The following is an 18988-nucleotide window of genomic DNA, read 5'->3' as shown; positions in this document are numbered from 1 at the left end:
TCGTCGACGGAGACGCGGGCGGCGCCCGCCTCGATCAGGTTCTCGGTCACTGGCAGGCCTCGCAGTCGGGGTCGGTGATGGAGCAGTTGGGGTCCACTGCCACGGGAGAGACGGCGTTGAGCTTGCCGTCGGTGCCCTGCAACGTGGACTTCTCCACGTGCGTGGCGCTCTGCGTGCGCAGGTAGTACGTGGTCTTCAGCCCGCGCACCCACGCCAGCTGGTACAGCTCGTCGAGCTTGCGGCCGCTCGGCGCGGCCAGGTACAGGTTCAGCGACTGCGCCTGGTCGATCCACTTCTGACGACGCGAGCCCGCCTCGATCAGCCACGAGCTGTCGACCTCGAACGCCGTGGCGTACAACGCCTTCAGGTACGGCGGCACCCGGTCGATCGCGCCGAGGCCGCCGTCGTGCAGCTTGAGGTCCGAGATCATCTGCTCGTCCCACAGCCCGCGCTGCTTGAGAGCCCGCACCAGGTCCGGGTTGATCACGGTGAAGTCGCCGGACATGTTCGACTTCACGTACAGGTTGCGGTAGAGCGGCTCGATCGACTGGTTCACGCCGGTGATGTTCGCGATGGTCGCGGTCGGCGCGATCGCCATGACGTTCGAGTTCCGCATGCCCCTGCGGGCCTTCTCGCGCACCGGAGCCCAGTCCATCGTGGACTCGCGGTTCTGCTCCAGCTCACCCTCGCCGCGCGTGGCGGCCAGGATCTCGACCGAGTCGATCGGCAGGATCCCCCTGCTCCACAACGATCCCTCGAACGACCGGTACGCGCCGCGCTCCTGGGCGAGATCGGCGGACGCGTCGATGGCGTAGTAGCTGATCTCCTCCATGCTGCGGTCGGCGAACTCGACGGCCTCCTTCGACGCCATCGGCGTGCCGAGCGTGAACAGCGCGTCCTGGAAGCCCATCAGTCCCAGGCCGACCGGCCGGTGCTTCAGGTTGGAGTTCTTCGCTTCCGGGATCGTGTAGTAGTTCACGTCGATCACGTTGTCGAGCATCCGCACCGCCGTGCGCACGGTCTTCTCGAGCCGCGCGTGGTCGATGCCTTGGGCCGTCACGTGCTGCGCGAGGTTGACGCTGCCGAGGTTGCACACCGCGACCTCGTCGATCGTCGTGTTCAGGGTGATCTCGGTGCACAGGTTCGACGAGTGCACCACACCGTTGTGCTGCTGCGGCGACCGCAGGTTGCACGGGTCCTTGAACGTGATCCACGGGTGGCCGGTCTCGAACAGCATCGTGAGCATGCGCCGCCACAGGTCCACGGCCGGCAGCCGGCGGAAGACCTTGATCTCGCCGTTGTCGGCCTTGGCCTCGTAGGCGCGGTACTTCTCGGCGAACTCGTCACCGAACGCGTCGTGCAGGTCCGGCACCTCGTCCGGGGAGAACAGCGTCCACCGGCCGTTCGCGCGGACGCGGCGCAGGAACTCGTCCGGCACCCAGTTCGCGGTGTTCATGTCGTGGGTGCGGCGGCGTTCGTCGCCGGTGTTCTTGCGCAGGTCGAGGAACTCCTCGACGTCGATGTGCCAGGTCTCGAGGTACGCGCAGACCGCGCCCTTGCGACGCCCGCCCTGGTTGACGGCGACCGCGGTGTCGTTGGCGACCTTGAGGAACGGCACGACGCCCTGCGACTTGCCGTTGGTCCCCTTGATGTGCGCGCCGATCCCGCGCACCGGCGTCCAGTCGTTCCCCAGCCCACCGGCGAACTTCGACAGCAGCGCGTTGTTGCTGATGCCGTGGAAGATCGCGGCCAGGTCGTCGTCGACGGTGGTGAGGAAGCACGACGACAGCTGCGGGCGCGTGGTCCCGGAGTTGAACAGCGTCGGGGTCGAGCACATGAAGTCGAACGACGACAGCAGCTCGTAGAACTCGATGGCGCGGGCGTCGCGGTCGTCCTCCTCCAGGGCGAGGCCCATGGCGACGCGCATGAAGAACGCCTGGGGGAGCTCGTAACGGCGGCCGTCGTGGTGCAGGAAGTAGCGGTCGTACAGGGTCTGCATGCCCAGGAACTGGAAGTCCAGGTCTCGCGAGGCCCGCAGGGCGGCACCGAGACGAACCAGGTCGAAGCCGGCCAGGCGCGGGTCGAGCTGGCCGAACCCGATGCCGTCGCGGACGAACGACTCGAAGTACGCGGGGTAGCGCTCGGTCATCTCCGCGTGCGACAGCGGGACCCCGCAGGCCTCGGCGCGCAGCTTGTCCAGCAGCAGGCGGGCGCTGACGTAGGAGTAGTCCGGGTCGAGTTCGACCATCGTGCGGGCGGCCATGATCGGCGCGAGTGCCAGCTCGGTGTCGGTGATGCCGTGGTAGAGGTTCCGCTTGGTCTCGGCCAGGACCGCCTCGGCCGACGCGTTGGGCAGGTCGGCGCAGGCTTCGTTGATGACCACTGAAAGGCGGTCGGGCACGCTCTCTCCTCGCGAGCAGGCCCGGGGAAAAGCGCATGCGCACGCCAGTGGACACCACTGGTGCACACAGCCGCCCTCCCTCGGGGCACCGTGTCGTGCGCGCAGGCTTGCGCGCACACCAGTGGCAGGTCTTCGGACTCGTGGGCGCACCGCTGACGCCTACCGGCCGTCGCTTCCCAGGTCGTGCGACCCAGTGCTTCGTTGACGGCTTTCGTTCCCACTCACCGCTGCGGGGCAGTCCCGGGTTCTCACCGGGTTCCCTCTTGCCTCACCGGCCCGGTTGAGCCGAGTCGGTGAACCACCAGCGCGGCAGATACTACATGTGGTGGTGGGGTCTGGATCACCACCCAACATGCGCGTGTCGTGGGTTAGGGTCATCAACGTGGGTGATCTTCGGCCGCGGGTCGTCATCGGTGCTCTGGTCAGCGCGGGGCTCGCTTCGACGTCCCTTTTCGTCGGGCCGGCGGCGCCCGCGGCGAGTGCCGGACTGGCCGTCGCGGCGGTGCTGGTGATGATCACGACCCGGCGATCAGGGCCACCCCGAGAGTGATCATCACGGCGGCGATGAGGCCGTCGAGGACGCGCCACGCGCGGGGCTTCGCGAACAGCGGGCCGAGCAGGCGGGCGCCGAAGCCGAGCGCGACGAACCAGGTGATGCTCGCGGTCACCGCGCCGGCGCCGAAGAGCCACCGGCCGGCCGCGATCGAGCCGAGCAGGAGCAGCGTGTCGAGGTAGACGTGCGGGTTGAGCCACGTCAGCGCCAGCGCGGTCAGCACGGGCCGGCTGCTGGTCCCGGTACCGGCGTCCAGCGCCGACGGGTGCAACGCCCTGCGCGCGGCCAGGAACCCGTAGCCCAGCAGGAAAAGACCGCCGACGACCGCGGCCACGGTGATCGCCGCGGGGAACCTCTCCACCACGGCACCGAACCCGGCGATACCCACCGCGACGAGGATCGCGTCGGAGAGGGCGCAGACCGCGACGACCCGGACCACGGCCTCACGGCGAATCCCCTGGCGCAGAACGAAAGCGTTCTGCGCGCCGATCGCGACGATCAGGGTCGTCATGGTGCCGAAGCCGAGCAGCAGGTCAGTCACAGTCCTCACGGTATTGACGCCGTCTTGATGAGACCAGCTAAAGATTCTTACGTATCATTAGCGTTCGTGATGGACCTGGATCTGGTGCGCACGCTGCTCGCGGTCGTCGACGCGGGCACGTTCGACGCGGCTGCCGCCGCGCTGCACGTCACTCCTTCCGCTGTCTCGCAACGCATCAAGGCGCTGGAGCAACGCACCGGGCGGGTTCTGCTCGTCCGCGCCCGCCCGGTGCGGCTGACGCCGTCCGGCGAGGTGCTGGTCCGCTACGGTCGGCAACTGCTCGCCCTCGACCAGGACCTGGACGCGGCGCTGGGACAGGACGCGGTCGTGCGGGTGCCGATCGCCGTGAACGCCGACTCGCTCGCCACGTGGTTCCTGCCCGCCCTGCAACGGGTTCCGCCGGACCTCAGGATCTCGTTCGACCTGCACCGCGAGGACCAGGACCACACGACGGCGTTGCTGCGCCAGGGACTGGTGATGGCGGCGGTCACGTCGTCCCGCGAACCGGTGGCGGGCTGCTCGGTCACCAAGCTCGGCGAGATCCGTTACGCGGCAATGGCTTCGAGGGAGTTCATCGACCGGCACGAGGACGGCCCGCTGAAGTCGTGGCTGCCGCACGCGCCGGTCGTCGTGTTCGACCGCAACGACGACCTGCAGGACCGGTTCGCGCGCACGCTGACCCGCGGCCGGGGCGCGTCCGAGCACCGCCACTACGTGCCGTCGTCCGAGGTCTACGTGCGGGCGATCGTGGCGGGACTCGGCTGGGGGATGGTGCCGCCGCAGCAACTCCAGGAGGGGCTGGTCGACCTGGCACCGGGCCGGACCATCTCCGTGCCGCTGTACTGGCAGCAGTGGAAGCTCGACTCGCCGGCGCTGACCGCGGTGGCCGGGGCGGTGGCGGCGGAGGCGCGCGAGGCACTGCGGTAGCGGTTAGCCTGCCCCGCATGACCGGCGAACCGATGAACCTCGACGGGAAGATCGCAGTCATCTACGGCGCGGGCACGATCGGCGGTGCCATCGCGAAGGCGTTCCGCGACGCGGGCGCCGAGGTGCACCTGGCCGCGCGCACCGAGGCGTCGCTCAAGGCCAAGGCCGAGCAACTCGGCGTCAGGTACGCCGTGGTCGACGCGCTGGACGAGCGGAGCGTGGACGAGCACGCCGCCGGGTTCGAGCGGATCGACATCTCCGTGAACGTCATCTCCGACAACGACGTGCAGGGCACGCCGCTGCACGAGATGAGCGTCGACGACTACCTGAGCCCGGTCGTCACGAACGTGCGCTCGAAGTTCCTCACCGCCCGCGCCGCCGCCCGGCACATGATCCGGCAGGGGGACGGCGTGATCCTGTTCTTCGGCGGCACGAGCGACGGTCAGGTGCACCGGCGCTGGAACCTCGGCGGCCTGGTGACGGCGTTCGACTCGGTCGAGGCGATGCGCCGCCAGCTCGCGGCGGAGCTCGGCCCGCACGGCGTCCGGACGGTGACCCTGCAGACCGGTGGCGTCCCCGAGTCGATCCCGGGCGAGTTCCGCGACCAGGTCGAACCCGACATCGTCGGCCAGACGGCGCTGGGCAGGGCCGCGACGCTCGACGACGTGGGCAGGGCCGCGGTGTTCGCGGCCTCGGACTGGGGCCGCACGGTCACGGGAGCGCAGGTCAACATCACGTGCGGCGCGATCCTGAGCTGAACCTGTCGGGTTGCTGAACCCAGGAACCCGGCGCGCCGGCCGGGGCGTTGTCCGTTATGTGCTGATACCTCGACTCGCCGCCACCGGCGGATCCCTCGCCGTCGTCGTGACGGTCGCCATGGTCGGCCTGCTCGACCTGACCGTGGGGCCGCTGCGCCGCACGATCAGCGAGTACGCGCTGGGCGACTACCGCCCGGTGTTCGACGTGGCCGTGGTGCTGCTGGCGGTCGGCTCGCTCGCGATCCTCGGCGTGCTGGTCCACAAGGGCGTGGCGAAGTGGCGGTCCACCGGCGCGATCGCGCTGGTCCTCTGGTCGGTCGGCCTGTTCCTCGTGGTGGCGTTCCCCAAGACCAACTGGGCGATGGGCACCAACGAGGTCAGCGGCAGCATCCACCGGTTCGGCAGCATGGTCGCGTTCGTCAGCCTGCCGATCGCGATCATCGCGCTCGCCCGGCCGTGGGTGAGGGACCACGTGTGGGGGCGACACGCCAGGTGGACGATGGCATCCGGTTTGTTGAGCGTTGTCGCATTCATGCCGCTGCTCTACGCCATTGCGCTGAGCGCCGTCTCGGACGTGCGGTGGTGGCGCGTGTTCCCGTTGGGGTACATCGAGAGGATCTTGCTCGTCGCCGAGGTCGGCGCCGTGCTCGTCGTCGGGCTGTGGGCCATCGCGGCCAGTAGGGTTGCGCCATGGCGAGTTGGGGAGACCTCGCGGATTACGTCCGCGCCGAGTACGACGTCATCCACGACGAGGACGAGGAGCTGAGGATCCTCTTCACCTTCGGGGACGTGGAGGAGGACGAGGACGACCGCACGCAGGTCGTGATCATCGTCCGGGAAGTGCTCGACAAGGTGCACGAGTGGGTGCAGATCGCCTCCCCGTGCGGCCTGGCGTCGCAGGTGAACCTGCACGACGTCCTGGCGGAGGTCGGCAACTCCACCGTCGCCTGCGGTCTCGCGATCATGGGGGAGCACGTGGTGGTCCGGCACTCGCTGCCGTTGAAGGACCTCGACATCCACGAGTTCACCGACCCGCTGCAGCTGCTCGCCGGCACCGCGGACACGCTGGAGGAGCAGTTCTGGGGAGGCGACGGCTACTGATGTTCGACCTGACCCCCGCCGCCGGCCGGCTGGCCGACGTGGTGCGCGCCGTGGGCGACGACGACCTGGACGCGCCGACCCCGTGCCCGGACTACACGGTCGGCGACCTGCTCGACCACGTCCACGGCCTGGCGGTCGCGTTCACGATGGCGGCGCGCAAGACCCCGCTGGAGGGCACGGCGTCCGGCGACGCGTCCCGGCTGCCGGACGACTTCCGCGAGTCGATCCCGGCGAGGCTGGACGAGCTCGCGCGGGCCTGGCGCGCTCACGAGGCGTGGGAGGGGATGACCCGCGCGGGCGGCGTCGACCTGCCGGGGGAGGTCGCGGCGGCCGTGGCGCTGGACGAGATCGTCCTGCACGGCTGGGACCTCGCGAAGGCGACCGGGCAGCCGTTCGAGGTCGAGGAAGGCCTGCTCTAGGTCGTGCACGGCTTCGTGTCGTCGATCGGGCCGGACGACCGCGACGGCTCGCTCTTCGGCGCGGCGGTCGAGGTCGGCTCGAACGCTCCGCTGTTCGACCGTGTCCTGGGACTCAGTGGGCGGAATCCCCGGTGGGCCTAGGTTAGGCTCCCCTAATGTGAGAGCGATTACGGTGCAGGTTCGGGCAGGGCTGGGTGTGGGACGCCTCGCCGCCGCCATGGAGTCCCTGGTGGAACTGCATCCCGAGCTGTGTCGTTCCGGCTTCGCGCACCACGAGGTGAGTGATCCCGTCGCCGCCACCCCCGCTGCCCTCGCGGAGGCGGAGGCGGGACTCGACCTGCAGGCCGGTGTGCTGATGCACGTCGTGTGGCTCGACGCCGGGCCTGAGCACTCCGGCCGGATGGTGCTGGTGCTGCACGACATCGTGGCCGACCGCCTGCCGCGCGTCCTGCCGTGGCTCGTGCAGGCGTGGAAGCAGCCCGCGCTGGTCAGCTGACCTTCCGCGCCACGAACACGTTCTCGAGTCCTGGCCGGTCCGGCGCGTCGCGCACCTCCACGACCTCGAACCCGCACGCCACCAGGCTCTCCTCGATCTCGGCGCGCGAGCGGAACCGCAGCGTCGAGTCCGAGGCGACCTCCGTGCCGTCCGGGAAGCGGTAGGTGTGGCGGAACGACACGAACGGCAGGTCGACGCCGAGCAGCTCACGCCGTTCCTCGACGCCGTCCACCACCCGGTGCGCGGTCGTGGCCCAGCCCTCCCACGCCTTCGCCTCCGGCCGCCGTGACTCGAACACCAGGTGCCCGCCGGGACCCAACGCGCCGTGCACGCCGCGCAGCGTCGCCTCCCAGTCGTCGCCGAGGAACACCTGCGCCACGTTCGCGGTCATCGTCGCGAGATCGACCTGGAGCGGAGGCAGGGTGGTCGCGTCGCCGTGGATCCACCTGACCCGGGAATCCTTGTCCCGCGCGAGGTCCAGCGACGCGAGCGCCGGGTCGACGCCGACGACCGCGAGTCCCGCGTCGGCCAGCACCGCGGCGAAGCACCCCGTGCCGCAGCCGACGTCCAGCACGCTCGCCGCACCGAGTTCGGCGGCGATCGCCAGGTAGTGGTCCAGGTCGTCGCGCGGCCCGTCGAACGCGTCGTAGAGCCGTGCGAGCCGGGGATCGGCGAAGATCGCGTCAGGCACGCCACATCCCCGGTCCGACGACGAACGGCATCAGCAACTCGATCACCTCTCGGTCAGGGCGCCCGTGCAGTTCCTCTTCCGCGACGCGCCGCGCGATGCCGGCCAGGAAGTCGGCCACCTGCACGCGGGCGTCGAACTGCGAGTCGGCCAGCACCAGGCTCTCCAGCCGTGGTGCGAGTTCCTTGAGCTGCCGGATCCGCCCGTCGGTGAGCGACAGCTGCTGGTCGTGCACGATCGACACCGGCCCGCCCCACTGGGCGACGGCCCGCAGGATCGCCGGGAACAACGGGTCCAGGGCGCCGCGCGGGCCGCGGACGCGCAGGAGGTCGTTGTACAGCTCCAACGGCCCGGTCACCGAGCCGAACTCCGCCCGCACCCGTGAGGCCAGGAACCGCCGCTTGTCCACGAGCTGCACGCGGGCGCGCCCGGCGAGCGGGCCGTCCGGGCCGAGGAACCACAGCAGCGCCCACCGGTTCTTCGTCCGCAGCAGGTGGTTCGCCTTGTACTCCTGCGCCGGTGACTTGATCATGTCCCGCAACGACTCCACGCACGCCGCCGCGTCGGAGTGGGAGAACCGCACGGCCGCGTGCGCGAAGACCGCGGTGACCCCGCCGACGAGCTTCTCGCCCTCGGACCCCGACTCGTCGCAGGCGATCTCCATCAGGACATCCGGAAGACCGGGCCGCGGGCGCGGAACGGCAGGTGGGCCCCCGCCGGGATCAGGAACGCGTGCTCGCGCCGGATCCGCAGCACGTCGCACCCGCCGTCGGTGATCACCAGGATCGGCCCGCCCGCGGGGAAGTCCGGGGCGCGTTCGAGCAGGTCGATGCCGGGCTGCAGCACCGTGCCGCCGCGCCCGCGCACCGCCACCCGGCCCGCGATGTCCTCGACGGGCACGTATCCGGCGTCATATGCCATCGCGTCACAGAAAACCACGCGAGCGGCGGGCACGTCACGTGCCGCGGCGTAGGAGGCGATCGCGCCGAGAGCCTTGCCCAGCAACCGCGGGTCCATCGAGCCGGACGTGTCGAGCACGACGCCGAACGTCGGCCGCGCCTCCAGTGCCTCGGGTCGCAGCCAGCCGGGCCGCGGGATGTCCGGAGTGGACGCTTGGCGGCGTGACGCCCGTGCATAGCTGCGCCGCTTCTCCGCGGCCGGGACGAACTCCTCGAACCACCGCGCCAGCTGGGCGTCCCACGACAGCGGCGGGTGTTCCAGCGCGCGGATCTCCTCGACCAGTCCCGCGGGCAGCAGTCCGCGCGCGGACGTGTGGTAGCTCAGTCCCGTCAGCAACGCACGCCGGTAGAAGTCGTCGAGGTCGGCGAAGTCGGCCGGTCCGCGCAACGGTTCGCCGAGCAGGTCGCCCTGCCGGTTCCCGCGCAGTGTCAGCAACTTCCGGTACCGCCGCAGGTCCGTCGTGATCCGGTCGTAGACGGACTCCGCCGACAGGCCGCGCAGTTCGGGATCGTGCAGCGCCCCGGACGGCGCCGACCCGACGCCCATCTCGACCAGCCAGCCGTTCACCACGAAGTCCGCGGCGACGTTCCACAGGTACGGGTCCCGCCCGCCGGTCCGGTCGCCGTGGCGCAGCGCCGCGTGCAGCATCTCGTGCGCCAGCACGAACCGCCACTCCGGTTTCGTCAAGCCCGCCAACGGGTTCACGTAGATCTCGGCCGACGCGGCGGACACCGCGGCGATCGAGATGTCCCAGCCGCGCGCCAGTTCCGCGTCCGCCACCACGGTCATCGTCGACGCCAGTGCGCCCAGCAGCGGGTAGTTCGACACGAACCAGCCCAGCGCCAGCTCCCACTCGGTCTTCACCGGCCGGGAGTCGGACAGCGAGGACCGCGCGCCGCCCGCCACGTCGATCGCGGCCACGGCGGCGTTGGACAGCCCGGCGGCGAACCGGTTCGCCCACTTCCCGGGGTCCTTCGACTCCTCACCGCGGACACATCGGCCGGGCTCCCACGAGCCGGGCCGCCTGCCGAACTTGAGCGCGGGCTGGAAGTCCAGCACGTCGTCACAGGAGAACGTGCTGAAACCCAGGTGCAGCAGGCAGTGCGCGAACACCCACGCCCACTCGTCCTCGGTCGCCCTCCGCGTCGGGTGGGCGAACAGCAGGCCGTCGAGCGAGATGTCCGCCCACGGGTGGTCGGACTGCCGGCGCACGTAGGTGCTCAGGGCGGCGAACAGCGGATGCGCGTCGATCCGCCGGTCCGCCGCCTCGAACGCCAGCGCGGCGGGGTCCGCGACACCCTTGCGGCGCCTGCTCATGCGCGTGCCGCGACCAGCCGGGGCAGGTCGCGGGTGACCTCGACGAGGAACCACGCGGGCAGCACGGGGTTGCCGTCGTCGTCGGCCGCGATCACCATCTGCGCGATCTCGAGCGACAGTTCGGCCAGCTCCAGCAGCAGCGCCTTGCCCCGGTGCGCGAGCCGCTTGCCCGCCGCGGACGCGTGCGCCTTGTCGTGCGGCAGCTCCTTCACCAGCCGCGCGCGGAACGCCTCGCCCAGGAAGTACAGCAGGTCGCGGTCCTGGGGCGCCGAAGGCCAGCGCGTGTCCCCGCGCAGCACGGCCTCCAGCCCGTAGGCGTTGCGCACGGTCTTCACGTACGCCTTGAACATCGACGCGTGGTTCGCGGTGACCGTGCCGAACGCGAGCACGCCGAGGAGGTCCTCGGAGATGTCCTCGCCGAACGAGTGCAGCGCGTCGGACAGCATGTGCCAGCCGCGCGGCGTGGAGAACGTCTCCTCGACCTTCGGCGCCGCGCTCCACAGGTGGTCGGGGCGCTGGGTCAGGTACTCCAGCACCCACGGGTGGATGTCGTTGCGGCGCGCCCAGGCGAGCCAGTCGCGCGCGGACGCGGTGAGGTGCACGTGGATCATGCGGTTCACGAGTGCGGACGCCATCGGGCGCGCCAGGGCGTTGTCGACCGCCCGGTTGCCGGCGCCGATCACGATCGAGCCCTTCGGCAGTTCGTAGGAGCCGATGCGCCGGTCGAGGATCAGCGAGTAGAACGCCTTCTGCACCTCGGGGGAGCTCGCGTTCAGCTCGTCGAGGAACAGGCAGTACGGGTCGTGCCGCGCGATGGACTCGGGCGGGGCGAACCGGGACCGGCCGCCGACCAGTTCCGGAACTCCGATGAGGTCCTCGGGCGCCAGCTGGGTGCCCAGCAGCGTCACGCACTCCAGGCCCAGCTCGGTGGCGAACCGGCGGACGAGCGAGGACTTGCCGATACCCGGTGCTCCCCAGAGGAAGACCGGCCGGACGACGGCGACGTGCAGCAGCACCTCCGGGAGCTGTGCTGGTGTCACGGTGACTGTGGATCGCATCAGGTGGTCGAGGATGCCTCATCACCCTTGTCCCGGTCGCCCGAATTTGTTGACAGGAGCAGAGGTCCGGTGCTGTGATGCCAACGTTAGGAAACCTTCTTAACTAAATCGCCGCCGCGCCCTGCTGTTCCCCTCACACAGGAGGCACCTGTGGCCAGATCCCTGTTGCTGGTAGTCCCAGCAGCGTTGGCGCTCACCGTCGTCCCGGCCGTCGCGGTCGCGGCCCCGGTCCAGTACCAGGCCGAGAGCGCGACCATCTCGAACGGCCTCGTCGAGTCGAACCACGCGGGCTTCACCGGCAGTGGTTTCGTCAACTACGACAACGAGGTCGGCAGCTCCGTCGAGTTCACCGTGAACGCGGCCGCCGCCGGACCGGCGAACCTCACCTTCCGGTTCGCCAACGGCCAGACGGCCGACCGCCCGATGGACATCTCGGTGAACGGCTCGGTGGTCGCGAGCCGGCTGTCGTTCCCGAGCACCGGCGCGTGGACGTCGTGGACCACCAAGTCCACCTCGATCACGCTCAGGGCCGGTACCAACAAGATCAAGACGGTCGCGACCACGTCGAACGGCGGCCCGAACCTGGACCGCGTCGACGTCGACGCGCAGGGCGGCGGCACGCCGGACACCGTGGCGCCTTCGATCCCTGCAAGCCTGCGCTCCACCGGCACCACGGCGACGTCGATCTCGTTGGCGTGGAACGCGTCCACCGACAACGTGGGCGTGACGGACTACGTGCTGTCCAACGGGCAGACGGCGACCGGCACCACGCACACCGTCTCCGGCCTCACGCCGGACACCGCCTACACCTTCACCGTGCAGGCGCGGGACGCGGCGGGCAACCTGTCCGGCGCGTCGAACTCGATCTCCGTGCGCACCCGGCCGGGCACGCCCGGCGGCACCCGGCCGCACGACGTCAACGGCCTGCTGCGGGTGTGCGGCGTGCAGCTCTGCAACCAGTACGGCAAGCCGATCCAGTTGCGCGGCATGAGCACGCACGGCATCCAGTGGTACCACCAGTGCTCCAAGTCCCAGTGGTGGGACGCCCTGGTGAACGACTGGAACGCGGACTTCATCCGCGTCGCCATGTACATCCAGGAGGACGGCTACGAGACCGACCCCCGCAGGTTCACCGACCTGATGCACGGCTACATCGAGGAGGCCACGCGCCGCGGCATCTACGTCCTCGTGGACTGGCACCAGCTCTCACCCGGTGACCCGAACTACAACCTGGCGCGCGCCAAGACGTTCTTCACCGAGATCGCCCAGCGCCACAAGGACAAGACCAACATCATCTACGACATCGCCAACGAGCCCAACGGCACGTCGTGGTCGCGGGTCAAGTCCTACGCCGAGCAGATGATCCCGGTCATCCGGAACATCGACCCGGACAGCCTCATCGTCTCGGGCACGAACGGCTGGTCGACGTTCGGCCACTCCGACGGCGACAGCCCGTCCGAGGTGCTGAACAACCGGGTCAACGCGACCAACTTCATGTACTCGTTCCACTTCTACGCCCAGGCCCACCGCGACGAGTACCTGAGCGTGCTGGACCAGGTGTCGAGCCAGGTCCCCGTGTTCGTGACCGAGTTCGGCACGCAGGCCGCGTCCGGTGGCGGCTCGAACGACTTCACCATGTCGCAGAAATACGTCGACCTGATGGCCCGCAAGAAGATCTCGTGGGCCAACTGGAACTTCTCCGACGACGGCCTGACCGGTGCCGTGTTCAAGACCGGGACGTGCTCCGGCACCACGTTCGCGGGCACCGGTGTGCTGAAGCCCGCCGGTGTCTGGGTGCGCGAGCGGATCCGCACGCCGGACAACTTCCCGACGAGCTGAACCGAGGGGCGTGGCCGTCTTCCGGCGGCCACGCCCCGCTCCTACGTCAACGGCCAGCTGTGCACGGGTTCGTTGGCGTGCATCAGGTCCACATAGGTCCGGAGCATCGTGCGCAGCGCGTCGGCCCGGTCCAGATGGCTGTGGTCGTAGTGCCGGTGGAACTCCCGCGCCTGCCAGGTGGCGCCGTTCACGCCGCTCAGGCAGCGCTGCTCGATGACGCCCAGTAAACGATCGCGCTCCGCCGAGTCGACGCCCCACCGGATCAGGCCCTCGTGGGCGAGGGGGAGGAGCCTGCGCAGCACCAGTTCCACGACCGGCACCGTGCCGACGCCCGGCCAGTACATCTGCGCGTCCATGCCGTTGCGCGAGGCCGCGTTGAAGTTCTCCTCGGCCGCCTGGAAGCTCATCTGGGACCACAGTGGACGTTCGTCCTCGGCCAGTGCCCGCACCAGCCCGAAGTACAGGGCGGCGTTGGCGAGCGTGTCCACGACGGTCGGCCCGGCGGGCAGCACGCGGTTCTCCACGCGCAGGTGCGGGCGGTCGCGGACGACGTCGTAGACCGGCCGGTTCCAGCGGTAGATGGTGCCGTTGTGCAGCTTCAGCTCGTTCAACGACGGGGTGTCGCCCTTGTCGAGCACCGCCAGCGGGTCCTCGTCGTCGGTGATCGGCAGCAGCGCCGGGAAGTAGCGGACGTTCTCCTCGAACAGGTCGAAGATCGAGTTGATCCACCGCTCGCCGAACCACACGCGCGGCCGCACGCCCTGCGCCTTGAGCTCGTCGCCGCGGGTGTCGGTGGCCTGCTGGAACAGCGCGATGCGCGTCTCCCGCCACAGCTCCTTGCCCAGGAAGAACGGCGAGTTCGCGCCCACCGCCACCTGCACGCCCGCGATGGCCTGGGCGGCGTTCCAGTAGGCCGGGAACTGCTCGGGGCTCACCTGCAGGTGCAGCTGCGTGCTCGTGCAGGCGGCCTCGGGGACGATCGAGCTGGACGTGAGGTGCAGCCGCTCGACGCCGTCGATGGCGATCTGCAGGTCCTCGCCGCGCGCCGCCAGCACCTGCTCGTTGAGCAACGCGTAGCGCGGGTTGCTCGACAGCAGGTCGGGCGAGATGTCCTTGCTGCGCAAGGTCGGCAGGATGCCGTTGATGACCATGTGCGCGCCGACCGAGCGGGCCTTCTGCTCGGCGTCGTTCAGGCTGCGGCGGACCGTCTCCTCGAAGGCCGTGATGCCGCCGCCCGCGAGCCGGCGCGGGGCCACGTTGATCTCGATGTTCCACTGGCCGAGCTCGGTCACGAAGTCCGGGTCGTCGATGACCTGCAGCGCCTCGTGGTTCTTCATCGCCGGATCGGCGTTCTCGTCGATCAGGTTGATCTCGATCTCGAGACCGGTCATCGGCCTCTCGAAGTCGAAGCGCGCCTCACGCAGCATCCGCGCGAACACGTCGAGGCACCGGCGCACCTTGGTGCGGTACCGCGTTCGGTCCTCGCGCGTGAACTCGTGCTTCGCGACGTCCTCGCCCATTGGTGGCCTCCCGGCGGTCGAGGGTTCACCCCACCATCGTGCACCATGGTTGATCAATCCGACACTCGTGTGTCGTGTTCCGGGACGAGCGGACGGCGCGTGGCCGCGTTTCAGCCGGTCCCGCTCACACCGCGGGCACGGCGATCGACGTCACCAGGATGTCGCCCTGCACCAGCCAGCGGCCCTCGAACCCGGCGATCGGGCTGTCGGGCAGCAGGATGCGCGAGTGGAACGTGCCGTCGGCGCCGAGGGTGATGTCCGCGTCCTCGAACCCGAGCCAGCGCTTCGTGACCGGGAACCACGCCTTGTAGGTCGACTCCTTGGCGCTGAACAGCAACCGGTCCCAGCAGATCTTCGGGTCGGCGGCCTGCAGGCCCGCCATCCGGTCGAGCTCTGCCTGGACCGCGATCGCGCCCAGCACGCCGTCCGGCGCGGGCTGGTGCGGTTCGGCGTCGATGCCGATCGTCTCGAAGTCCGACGCCCTGGCCAGTGCGGCCGCGCGGTAGCCCTTGCAGTGCGTGAGGCTGCCGACGACGTTCGGCGGCCACAGCGGCTCGCGCTTCGGGCCCGGCAGGATCGGGGCGGGCTCGACGTCCAGGCGCCGCATGGCCTCGCGGGCGCACGCGCGGACCGTGCCGAACTCCGAGCGGCGCTTCTGGACGGCGTTGCTGATCTGCGCCTCCTCCTCGGGGAAGAGCTCGACCGGTTCGTCGTCGTCGTACCGCTCCACCGCCGCGATCGGGTGGGGCAGGAGTTGTTCCAGCATGGTCTACGACTCCCGCAGCACGTCGTGCAGCTTCACCTGGGTGGTGCCGCGTGGTTTCCACTCGCGCGGGTAGCCGAGCGAGACCTCGTCGAAGCGCACGCCGTCGTGGTGCGTCGTGCGGGGGATGTGCAGGTGGCCGTAGACCATCTCCACGGCGTTGAACCGCGTGTGCCAGTCGGCGGTGAGAGTCGTGCCGCACCAGAGCGCGAACTCGGGGTAGCGCAGCACGAACGTGGGGTCGCGGACGAGCGGGTAGTGGTTGATCAGCACGGTCGGGCCGGTGATCTGCGCGAGCCGCTGCTCCGTCTCGCGCACGCGTGCCTCGCACCACGCCTGCCGGGACGGGTACGGGTCGGGGTGCAGGAAGTACTCGTCCGTGCACACGACGCCCGCCTGGTGCGCGATGGCGAGAGCCGACTCCACGTCCGTGGCACCTGTCGGCCGGAAGGAGTAGTCGTACCCGAGGAAGAGGGGACAGACGGTGACCGGACCGTTCGGCCCCGGGAACGTGACGTACGGGTCCTCGGGAGTGATCACGTCGAGGCTGCGGCACAGCTCCACGAGCTGCTTGTAGCGCACCTCGCCGCGCGACTGGTTGGCGTCGTCCTTGGTGGTCCAGAGCTCGTGGTTGCCCGGCGACCAGATCACCTTCGCGAACCGCGGGCGGAGCTTGGTGAGCGTCCATTCGATGGAGTCGAACTTCTCCGCGACGTCCCCGGCGATGATCAGCCAGTCGGCCGGGTCGGGAGCGGTGATCGCGTCCACGGCGTCGCGGTTGTCCTGGTAGGAGACGTGCAGGTCGCTGGTGGCCAAGAGCTTCACGCACCGACGGTATCCCCGGAGTCAACGGAACGCGATCACCCCCTCCCGGTGATCGCGCTCTCACTCGATCGTGAGAGCGGTACCACGACCGGTTATCCGTTCGTCGCAGACAGTGCACCACTCGTCTCAACAGGATGAGCCGCGCATCGCCACGGCACGTCCGCTCATCGCCTTTAGGGGCCTGCGCACTTACCTCGTCTGTAACCGGCTTCTTACTGTGAGCGCTGTCACCAGACGGAAAAGTCCTGGCGGAGGACCACACCATGACCGACTCGCAGTTCGCTCGCACCCCGGACCCGCGCCTCGCGCGCCAGGTCCCGCCCCGTCAGGCGCCCGCCCACCCCACGCGGCAGGCCCCGATCGGACAGGCGGGTGCGGCCCAGGTCGGCTCGCGCCAGGCCGCGGCGGGCCGCCAGGCGGTGCCCGCACGTCAGCAGGCGGTCCCCGGACGCCCGGTCACGGGCCAGGTCCCGGCCCGCGCCGGCCAGCTCGCGCCGCGCCAGACCCCGCCGCCCCGCTACGGCCAGCCGGTGGACCCGCGCCTAGCCGCGAACCCGTCGTTCCGCCGCACCGTGGGCGCCGAGATCGCCCGCCACGCCCAGCAGCAGCAGGCCTACGCCGTCCCGCAACGCCGCACCACGGCCGAGGACACCGCCCTCGCCACCCTGCTCCGCTCCCGCCAGCGCGCCGAGTCCGCCCGCCAGGACCCGAGGCCCGCCGACGTGACGCCGCGAGCCGAGTCGTGGATGCGCACCTCCGCCTGGCCCGACACGAGCGTGGACTCGGGCCGCGGCGACGTCATCGAACAGCTCTCCGCCCGCCTCGTGTCCGCGAACCTGTGGTCCGTCGTCGAACCGCTCATCCCGCCGGCCAAGGTGCGCAGGCAGGGCGGAGGCCGCGGCCGCGTCTCGAACCGCGCCGTGTTCACCGCGATCGTGTTCGTGCTGTCGTCCGGGTGCGCCTGGCGGCACCTGCCGGCCTCGTTCGGGGTGACCGTGCCGACGGTGCACCGGCGGTTCCAGGAGTGGACCGACCTGGGCCTGTGGGTCCGGCTGCGGCGCGCGGTGGCCGAAGGGGCCTGCGGTGCCGAGGAGATCGAGTGGATCCGGGCCGTGCTGGACGCGGCTGACCGGCGGGCGGCCAAGGCGGCCAGCTGACGCGCCGGGTTTCGGCTTCGCCGGAGTCATCCTGAAGAAGGGTGGCTCCGGCGTTTTGTTTGCTTGTTTTGTGGGTCGGTTGTGCGGGCTCGTGCCGGTTCCAGCGGAGGGGTCACCTAGTGCGGTCGTGTCACCTTTTGCCGGTGGCCGCGTTGGGTCTTGTCGAGCCGGGTTGTTTCATCGCCGCTTCGCGACGATTGCGATTGGGGCTTGACTTCGGGGCCCTTGCGAGGCCTTTCCCGGCCTGGAAAAGGCCGGTCTGTGAAGCCCGGCCGAGTGGTCAAGTTCAAGGCCTCGCACCCAAAGTCAAGCCCCAATCGCCGTCGGGGTTGAGTCACCACCGCTTGCCCGGGCAGGCGAGGTAGGGACGCCTCGGCTTCGCCATTGCGCCGGGTGGCAGGTGCGCTCGACCATGCCATCGCCTTCTGGTGCGGAAGAGCGCCTCGGCCTCCCTACCGCGCTCGACCGCCTGCCCTCACATGTCGCTGATCCCCGCGTGGTACTTCGGCACCCGCACGGTGATCTTCGTGCCCAGCCCGCACGCCGTCTCGACGACCAGGCCGTACTCGTCCCCGTACACGCGCCGCAGCCGCTCGTCGATGTTGCCCAGGCCGATGCCCGCCGACTCGTCCACCTGACCGGCGAGGGTGCGGCGGAGTTTTTCGGGGTCCATGCCGATGCCGTCGTCCTCGATGGTGATGTGCGCTTCGGCGCCGCCGTCGTTGGCGTAGATCTGGATGTGGCCCGGCTCGACCTTGCCCTCCATGCCGTGGCGCACGGCGTTCTCGACGAGGGGTTGCAGGCACAGGAACGGGACGGTCACCGGCAGCACCTCTGGCGCGACCTGCAGCGTCACCTTCAGGCGTTCGCCGAAGCGGGCTCGTTCCAGGGCCAGGTACTGGTCGATGGAGCGGAGCTCCTCGGCGAGGGTGGTGAAGTCGCCGTGGCGGCGGAAGGAGTAGCGGGTGAAGTCCGCGAAGTCGAGGAGCAGGGTGCGGGCGCGTTCCGGGTTGGTGCGGACGTAGGAGGCGATGGCGGAGAGCGAGTTGTAGATGAAGTGCGGGGAGATCTGGGCTCGCAGGGCGCGCACCTCGGCTTCGACCAGGCGGGTGCGGGAGCGGTCGAGTTCTGCCAGTTCCAGTTGGCCCGCCGCCCAGCGGGCCACCTGGTTCGTGGCTCTGACCAGGCCCGCGGAGGCCTCGCGGGAGTAGGCGGCGAGGGTGCCCACGACCCTGCCCTCGACGGTCAGCGGGGCCACGACCGCGCAGTTGATCGGGCAGTTGGGTTCGTTGCAGCCTATGTCGAACGCCTGGGTGCGGCCGGTCAGGAACACGTCCTCGGCCTGGGCCATGGCGTCGGCCGCGTGGTGGTCGGAGACGCCCTCCCAGGCGACCACCTCGGTCTCGTCGGTCAGCGCCAGCGCCGGGGTGTCGAGCAGGGTGCGCAGGTGGCGCGCCGACTTCTTGGCCGCGTCCGGGACCAGGCCCGCGCGCAGCGGCGGTGCGGCCGACCAGGCCATGTGCAGGGTTTCGTAGGTCACGCGCTGGGCCTCGGTGGAGAGTTGCTGCTTGTTGCGCGTGCCTCGCCACAGGACGAGGACGGCCGCGCCGCCGACGACCAGGATCGCGGCCGCGGTGAGGAAGTCCTGCATCAGCGCGTCACCTT

18 protein-coding genes, 1 pseudogene and 1 riboswitch are annotated in these 18988 nt (G+C 70.0%); of the genes and pseudogenes, 9 read left to right on the top strand and 10 right to left on the bottom strand.

Going from position 1 to position 18988, the window contains the following annotated elements:
- Nucleotides 1-46 precede the first annotated feature (46 nt).
- Both ND450_RS18105 and ND450_RS18100 read right to left on the bottom strand, forming a co-directional pair.
- Nucleotides 47-2401: a ribonucleoside-diphosphate reductase subunit alpha gene (locus ND450_RS18105; RefSeq protein WP_253327254.1), complete on the bottom strand. Its 2355-nt coding sequence runs from the start codon at nucleotides 2399-2401 to the stop codon at nucleotides 47-49.
- Nucleotides 2402-2506: 105 nt separating this feature from the next.
- Nucleotides 2507-2719, bottom strand: a riboswitch (cobalamin riboswitch).
- 197 nt (nucleotides 2720-2916) lie between these two features.
- On the bottom strand, nucleotides 2917-3465 hold the full coding sequence (locus ND450_RS18100) for a LysE/ArgO family amino acid transporter (protein WP_253327947.1): 549 nt from the start codon (nucleotides 3463-3465) through the stop codon (nucleotides 2917-2919).
- 99 nt (nucleotides 3466-3564) lie between these two features.
- On the opposite strand from ND450_RS18100, the gene ND450_RS18095 reads away from it, so the two are divergent.
- From ND450_RS18095 to ND450_RS18070, 7 genes are all read left to right on the top strand, one after another.
- Nucleotides 3565-4422, top strand: a complete 858-nt coding sequence (locus tag ND450_RS18095) for a LysR family transcriptional regulator ArgP (RefSeq protein ID WP_253327946.1) — start codon at nucleotides 3565-3567, stop codon at nucleotides 4420-4422.
- Nucleotides 4423-4439: 17 nt separating this feature from the next.
- Nucleotides 4440-5180: an SDR family NAD(P)-dependent oxidoreductase gene (locus tag ND450_RS18090; RefSeq protein WP_253327253.1), complete on the top strand. Its 741-nt coding sequence runs from the start codon at nucleotides 4440-4442 to the stop codon at nucleotides 5178-5180.
- A 58-nt stretch (nucleotides 5181-5238) separates the two neighbouring features.
- Nucleotides 5239-5946 carry a DUF998 domain-containing protein gene (locus ND450_RS18085; protein WP_253327252.1) on the top strand — a complete coding sequence of 236 codons (708 nt, stop codon included), beginning with the start codon at nucleotides 5239-5241 and terminating at the stop codon, nucleotides 5944-5946.
- The gene (locus tag ND450_RS18080; protein WP_253327251.1) at nucleotides 5871-6281 is read left to right on the top strand and encodes a YbjN domain-containing protein; all 411 of its coding nucleotides are present in this window, start codon (nucleotides 5871-5873) and stop codon (nucleotides 6279-6281) included. Before ND450_RS18085 ends, ND450_RS18080 begins: the two co-directional genes overlap by 76 nt.
- Nucleotides 6281-6700: a TIGR03086 family metal-binding protein gene (locus ND450_RS18075; protein WP_371927728.1), complete on the top strand. Its 420-nt coding sequence runs from the start codon at nucleotides 6281-6283 to the stop codon at nucleotides 6698-6700. The genes ND450_RS18080 and ND450_RS18075 overlap by 1 nt, the downstream gene beginning before the upstream one ends.
- Nucleotides 6701-6703: 3 nt before the next feature.
- Nucleotides 6704-6841 (top strand): hypothetical protein, encoded by a 138-nt coding sequence (locus tag ND450_RS46070; protein ID WP_371927727.1) that lies wholly within the window; start codon nucleotides 6704-6706, stop codon nucleotides 6839-6841.
- Nucleotides 6842-6929: 88 nt separating this feature from the next.
- Nucleotides 6930-7196: a hypothetical protein gene (locus ND450_RS18070; RefSeq protein ID WP_253327250.1), complete on the top strand. Its 267-nt coding sequence runs from the start codon at nucleotides 6930-6932 to the stop codon at nucleotides 7194-7196.
- On the opposite strand, the gene ND450_RS18065 is transcribed toward ND450_RS18070, so the two are convergent.
- From ND450_RS18065 to ND450_RS18050, 4 genes are read right to left on the bottom strand one after another with little or no spacing between them, the layout of a single operon-like run.
- A complete protein-coding gene (locus tag ND450_RS18065; RefSeq protein ID WP_253327249.1) occupies nucleotides 7189-7887 on the bottom strand; it encodes a class I SAM-dependent methyltransferase in 699 nt (232 codons plus the stop codon). The two genes, ND450_RS18070 and ND450_RS18065, sit on opposite strands and share 8 nt — an antisense overlap.
- Nucleotides 7880-8548 carry an NAD-dependent protein deacetylase of SIR2 family gene (locus tag ND450_RS18060; RefSeq protein ID WP_253327248.1) on the bottom strand — a complete coding sequence of 223 codons (669 nt, stop codon included), beginning with the start codon at nucleotides 8546-8548 and terminating at the stop codon, nucleotides 7880-7882. The genes ND450_RS18065 and ND450_RS18060 overlap by 8 nt, the downstream gene beginning before the upstream one ends.
- Entirely contained in the window at nucleotides 8548-10161 is a 1614-nt protein-coding gene (locus ND450_RS18055; protein WP_253327247.1) for a hypothetical protein, read from the bottom strand. Before ND450_RS18055 ends, ND450_RS18060 begins: the two co-directional genes overlap by 1 nt.
- A complete protein-coding gene (locus tag ND450_RS18050) occupies nucleotides 10158-11219 on the bottom strand; it encodes an ATP-binding protein (protein ID WP_253327246.1) in 1062 nt (353 codons plus the stop codon). The genes ND450_RS18055 and ND450_RS18050 overlap by 4 nt, the downstream gene beginning before the upstream one ends.
- A 150-nt stretch (nucleotides 11220-11369) precedes the next feature.
- Between ND450_RS18050 and ND450_RS18045 the strand changes: the two genes are divergently transcribed.
- Complete coding sequence (locus ND450_RS18045) at nucleotides 11370-13058, top strand: cellulase family glycosylhydrolase (RefSeq protein ID WP_253327245.1); 1689 nt, start codon at nucleotides 11370-11372, stop codon at nucleotides 13056-13058.
- A gap of 41 nt (nucleotides 13059-13099) precedes the next feature.
- Here the strand turns inward: ND450_RS18045 and ND450_RS18040 are convergent, their stop codons facing one another.
- The 3 genes from ND450_RS18040 to ND450_RS18030 all read right to left on the bottom strand — a co-directional run bounded on the left by ND450_RS18040 (nucleotide 13100) and on the right by ND450_RS18030 (nucleotide 16166).
- Nucleotides 13100-14578, bottom strand: coding sequence for a glutamate--cysteine ligase (locus ND450_RS18040; protein WP_253327244.1), 1479 nt, complete (start codon nucleotides 14576-14578; stop codon nucleotides 13100-13102).
- A 124-nt stretch (nucleotides 14579-14702) separates the two neighbouring features.
- Nucleotides 14703-15344, bottom strand: coding sequence for a 4'-phosphopantetheinyl transferase (locus tag ND450_RS18035; RefSeq protein ID WP_253327243.1), 642 nt, complete (start codon nucleotides 15342-15344; stop codon nucleotides 14703-14705).
- A 3-nt stretch (nucleotides 15345-15347) separates the two neighbouring features.
- Nucleotides 15348-16166 carry a metallophosphoesterase gene (locus ND450_RS18030; protein ID WP_253327242.1) on the bottom strand — a complete coding sequence of 273 codons (819 nt, stop codon included), beginning with the start codon at nucleotides 16164-16166 and terminating at the stop codon, nucleotides 15348-15350.
- A gap of 746 nt (nucleotides 16167-16912) precedes the next feature.
- On the opposite strand from ND450_RS18030, the pseudogene ND450_RS18025 reads away from it, so the two are divergent.
- Nucleotides 16913-17320, top strand: a pseudogene (locus ND450_RS18025) (transposase); the annotation flags it as partial.
- A 478-nt stretch (nucleotides 17321-17798) separates the two neighbouring features.
- Here the strand turns inward: ND450_RS18025 and ND450_RS18020 are convergent.
- The gene (locus tag ND450_RS18020) at nucleotides 17799-18974 is read right to left on the bottom strand and encodes a sensor histidine kinase (RefSeq protein WP_253327241.1); all 1176 of its coding nucleotides are present in this window, start codon (nucleotides 18972-18974) and stop codon (nucleotides 17799-17801) included.
- Nucleotides 18975-18988: the final 14 nt, after the last annotated feature.

The organism is Lentzea sp. HUAS12 (assembly GCF_024125735.1).
Taxonomy (GTDB): Bacteria; Actinomycetota; Actinomycetes; order Mycobacteriales; family Pseudonocardiaceae; genus Lentzea; species Lentzea albida.
This window is presented reverse-complemented; position numbering and strand designations above follow the sequence as displayed.

Bases quoted from the DNA above. Each gene is read 5' to 3' on its own strand.
- ND450_RS18100 (WP_253327947.1), bottom strand. From the start codon at position 3,465: ATGACGACCCTGATCGTCGCGATCGGCGCGCAGAACGCTTTCGTTCTG.
- ND450_RS18095 (WP_253327946.1), top strand. From the start codon at position 3,565: ATGGACCTGGATCTGGTGCGCACGCTGCTCGCGGTCGTCGACGCGGGC.
- ND450_RS18090 (WP_253327253.1), top strand. From the start codon at position 4,440: ATGACCGGCGAACCGATGAACCTCGACGGGAAGATCGCAGTCATCTAC.
- ND450_RS18080 (WP_253327251.1), top strand. From the start codon at position 5,871: ATGGCGAGTTGGGGAGACCTCGCGGATTACGTCCGCGCCGAGTACGAC.
- ND450_RS18075 (WP_371927728.1), top strand. From the start codon at position 6,281: ATGTTCGACCTGACCCCCGCCGCCGGCCGGCTGGCCGACGTGGTGCGC.
- ND450_RS18060 (WP_253327248.1), bottom strand. From the start codon at position 8,548: ATGGAGATCGCCTGCGACGAGTCGGGGTCCGAGGGCGAGAAGCTCGTC.
- ND450_RS18055 (WP_253327247.1), bottom strand. From the start codon at position 10,161: ATGAGCAGGCGCCGCAAGGGTGTCGCGGACCCCGCCGCGCTGGCGTTC.
- ND450_RS18050 (WP_253327246.1), bottom strand. From the start codon at position 11,219: ATGCGATCCACAGTCACCGTGACACCAGCACAGCTCCCGGAGGTGCTG.
- ND450_RS18040 (WP_253327244.1), bottom strand. From the start codon at position 14,578: ATGGGCGAGGACGTCGCGAAGCACGAGTTCACGCGCGAGGACCGAACG.
- ND450_RS18035 (WP_253327243.1), bottom strand. From the start codon at position 15,344: ATGCTGGAACAACTCCTGCCCCACCCGATCGCGGCGGTGGAGCGGTAC.
- ND450_RS18020 (WP_253327241.1), bottom strand. From the start codon at position 18,974: ATGCAGGACTTCCTCACCGCGGCCGCGATCCTGGTCGTCGGCGGCGCG.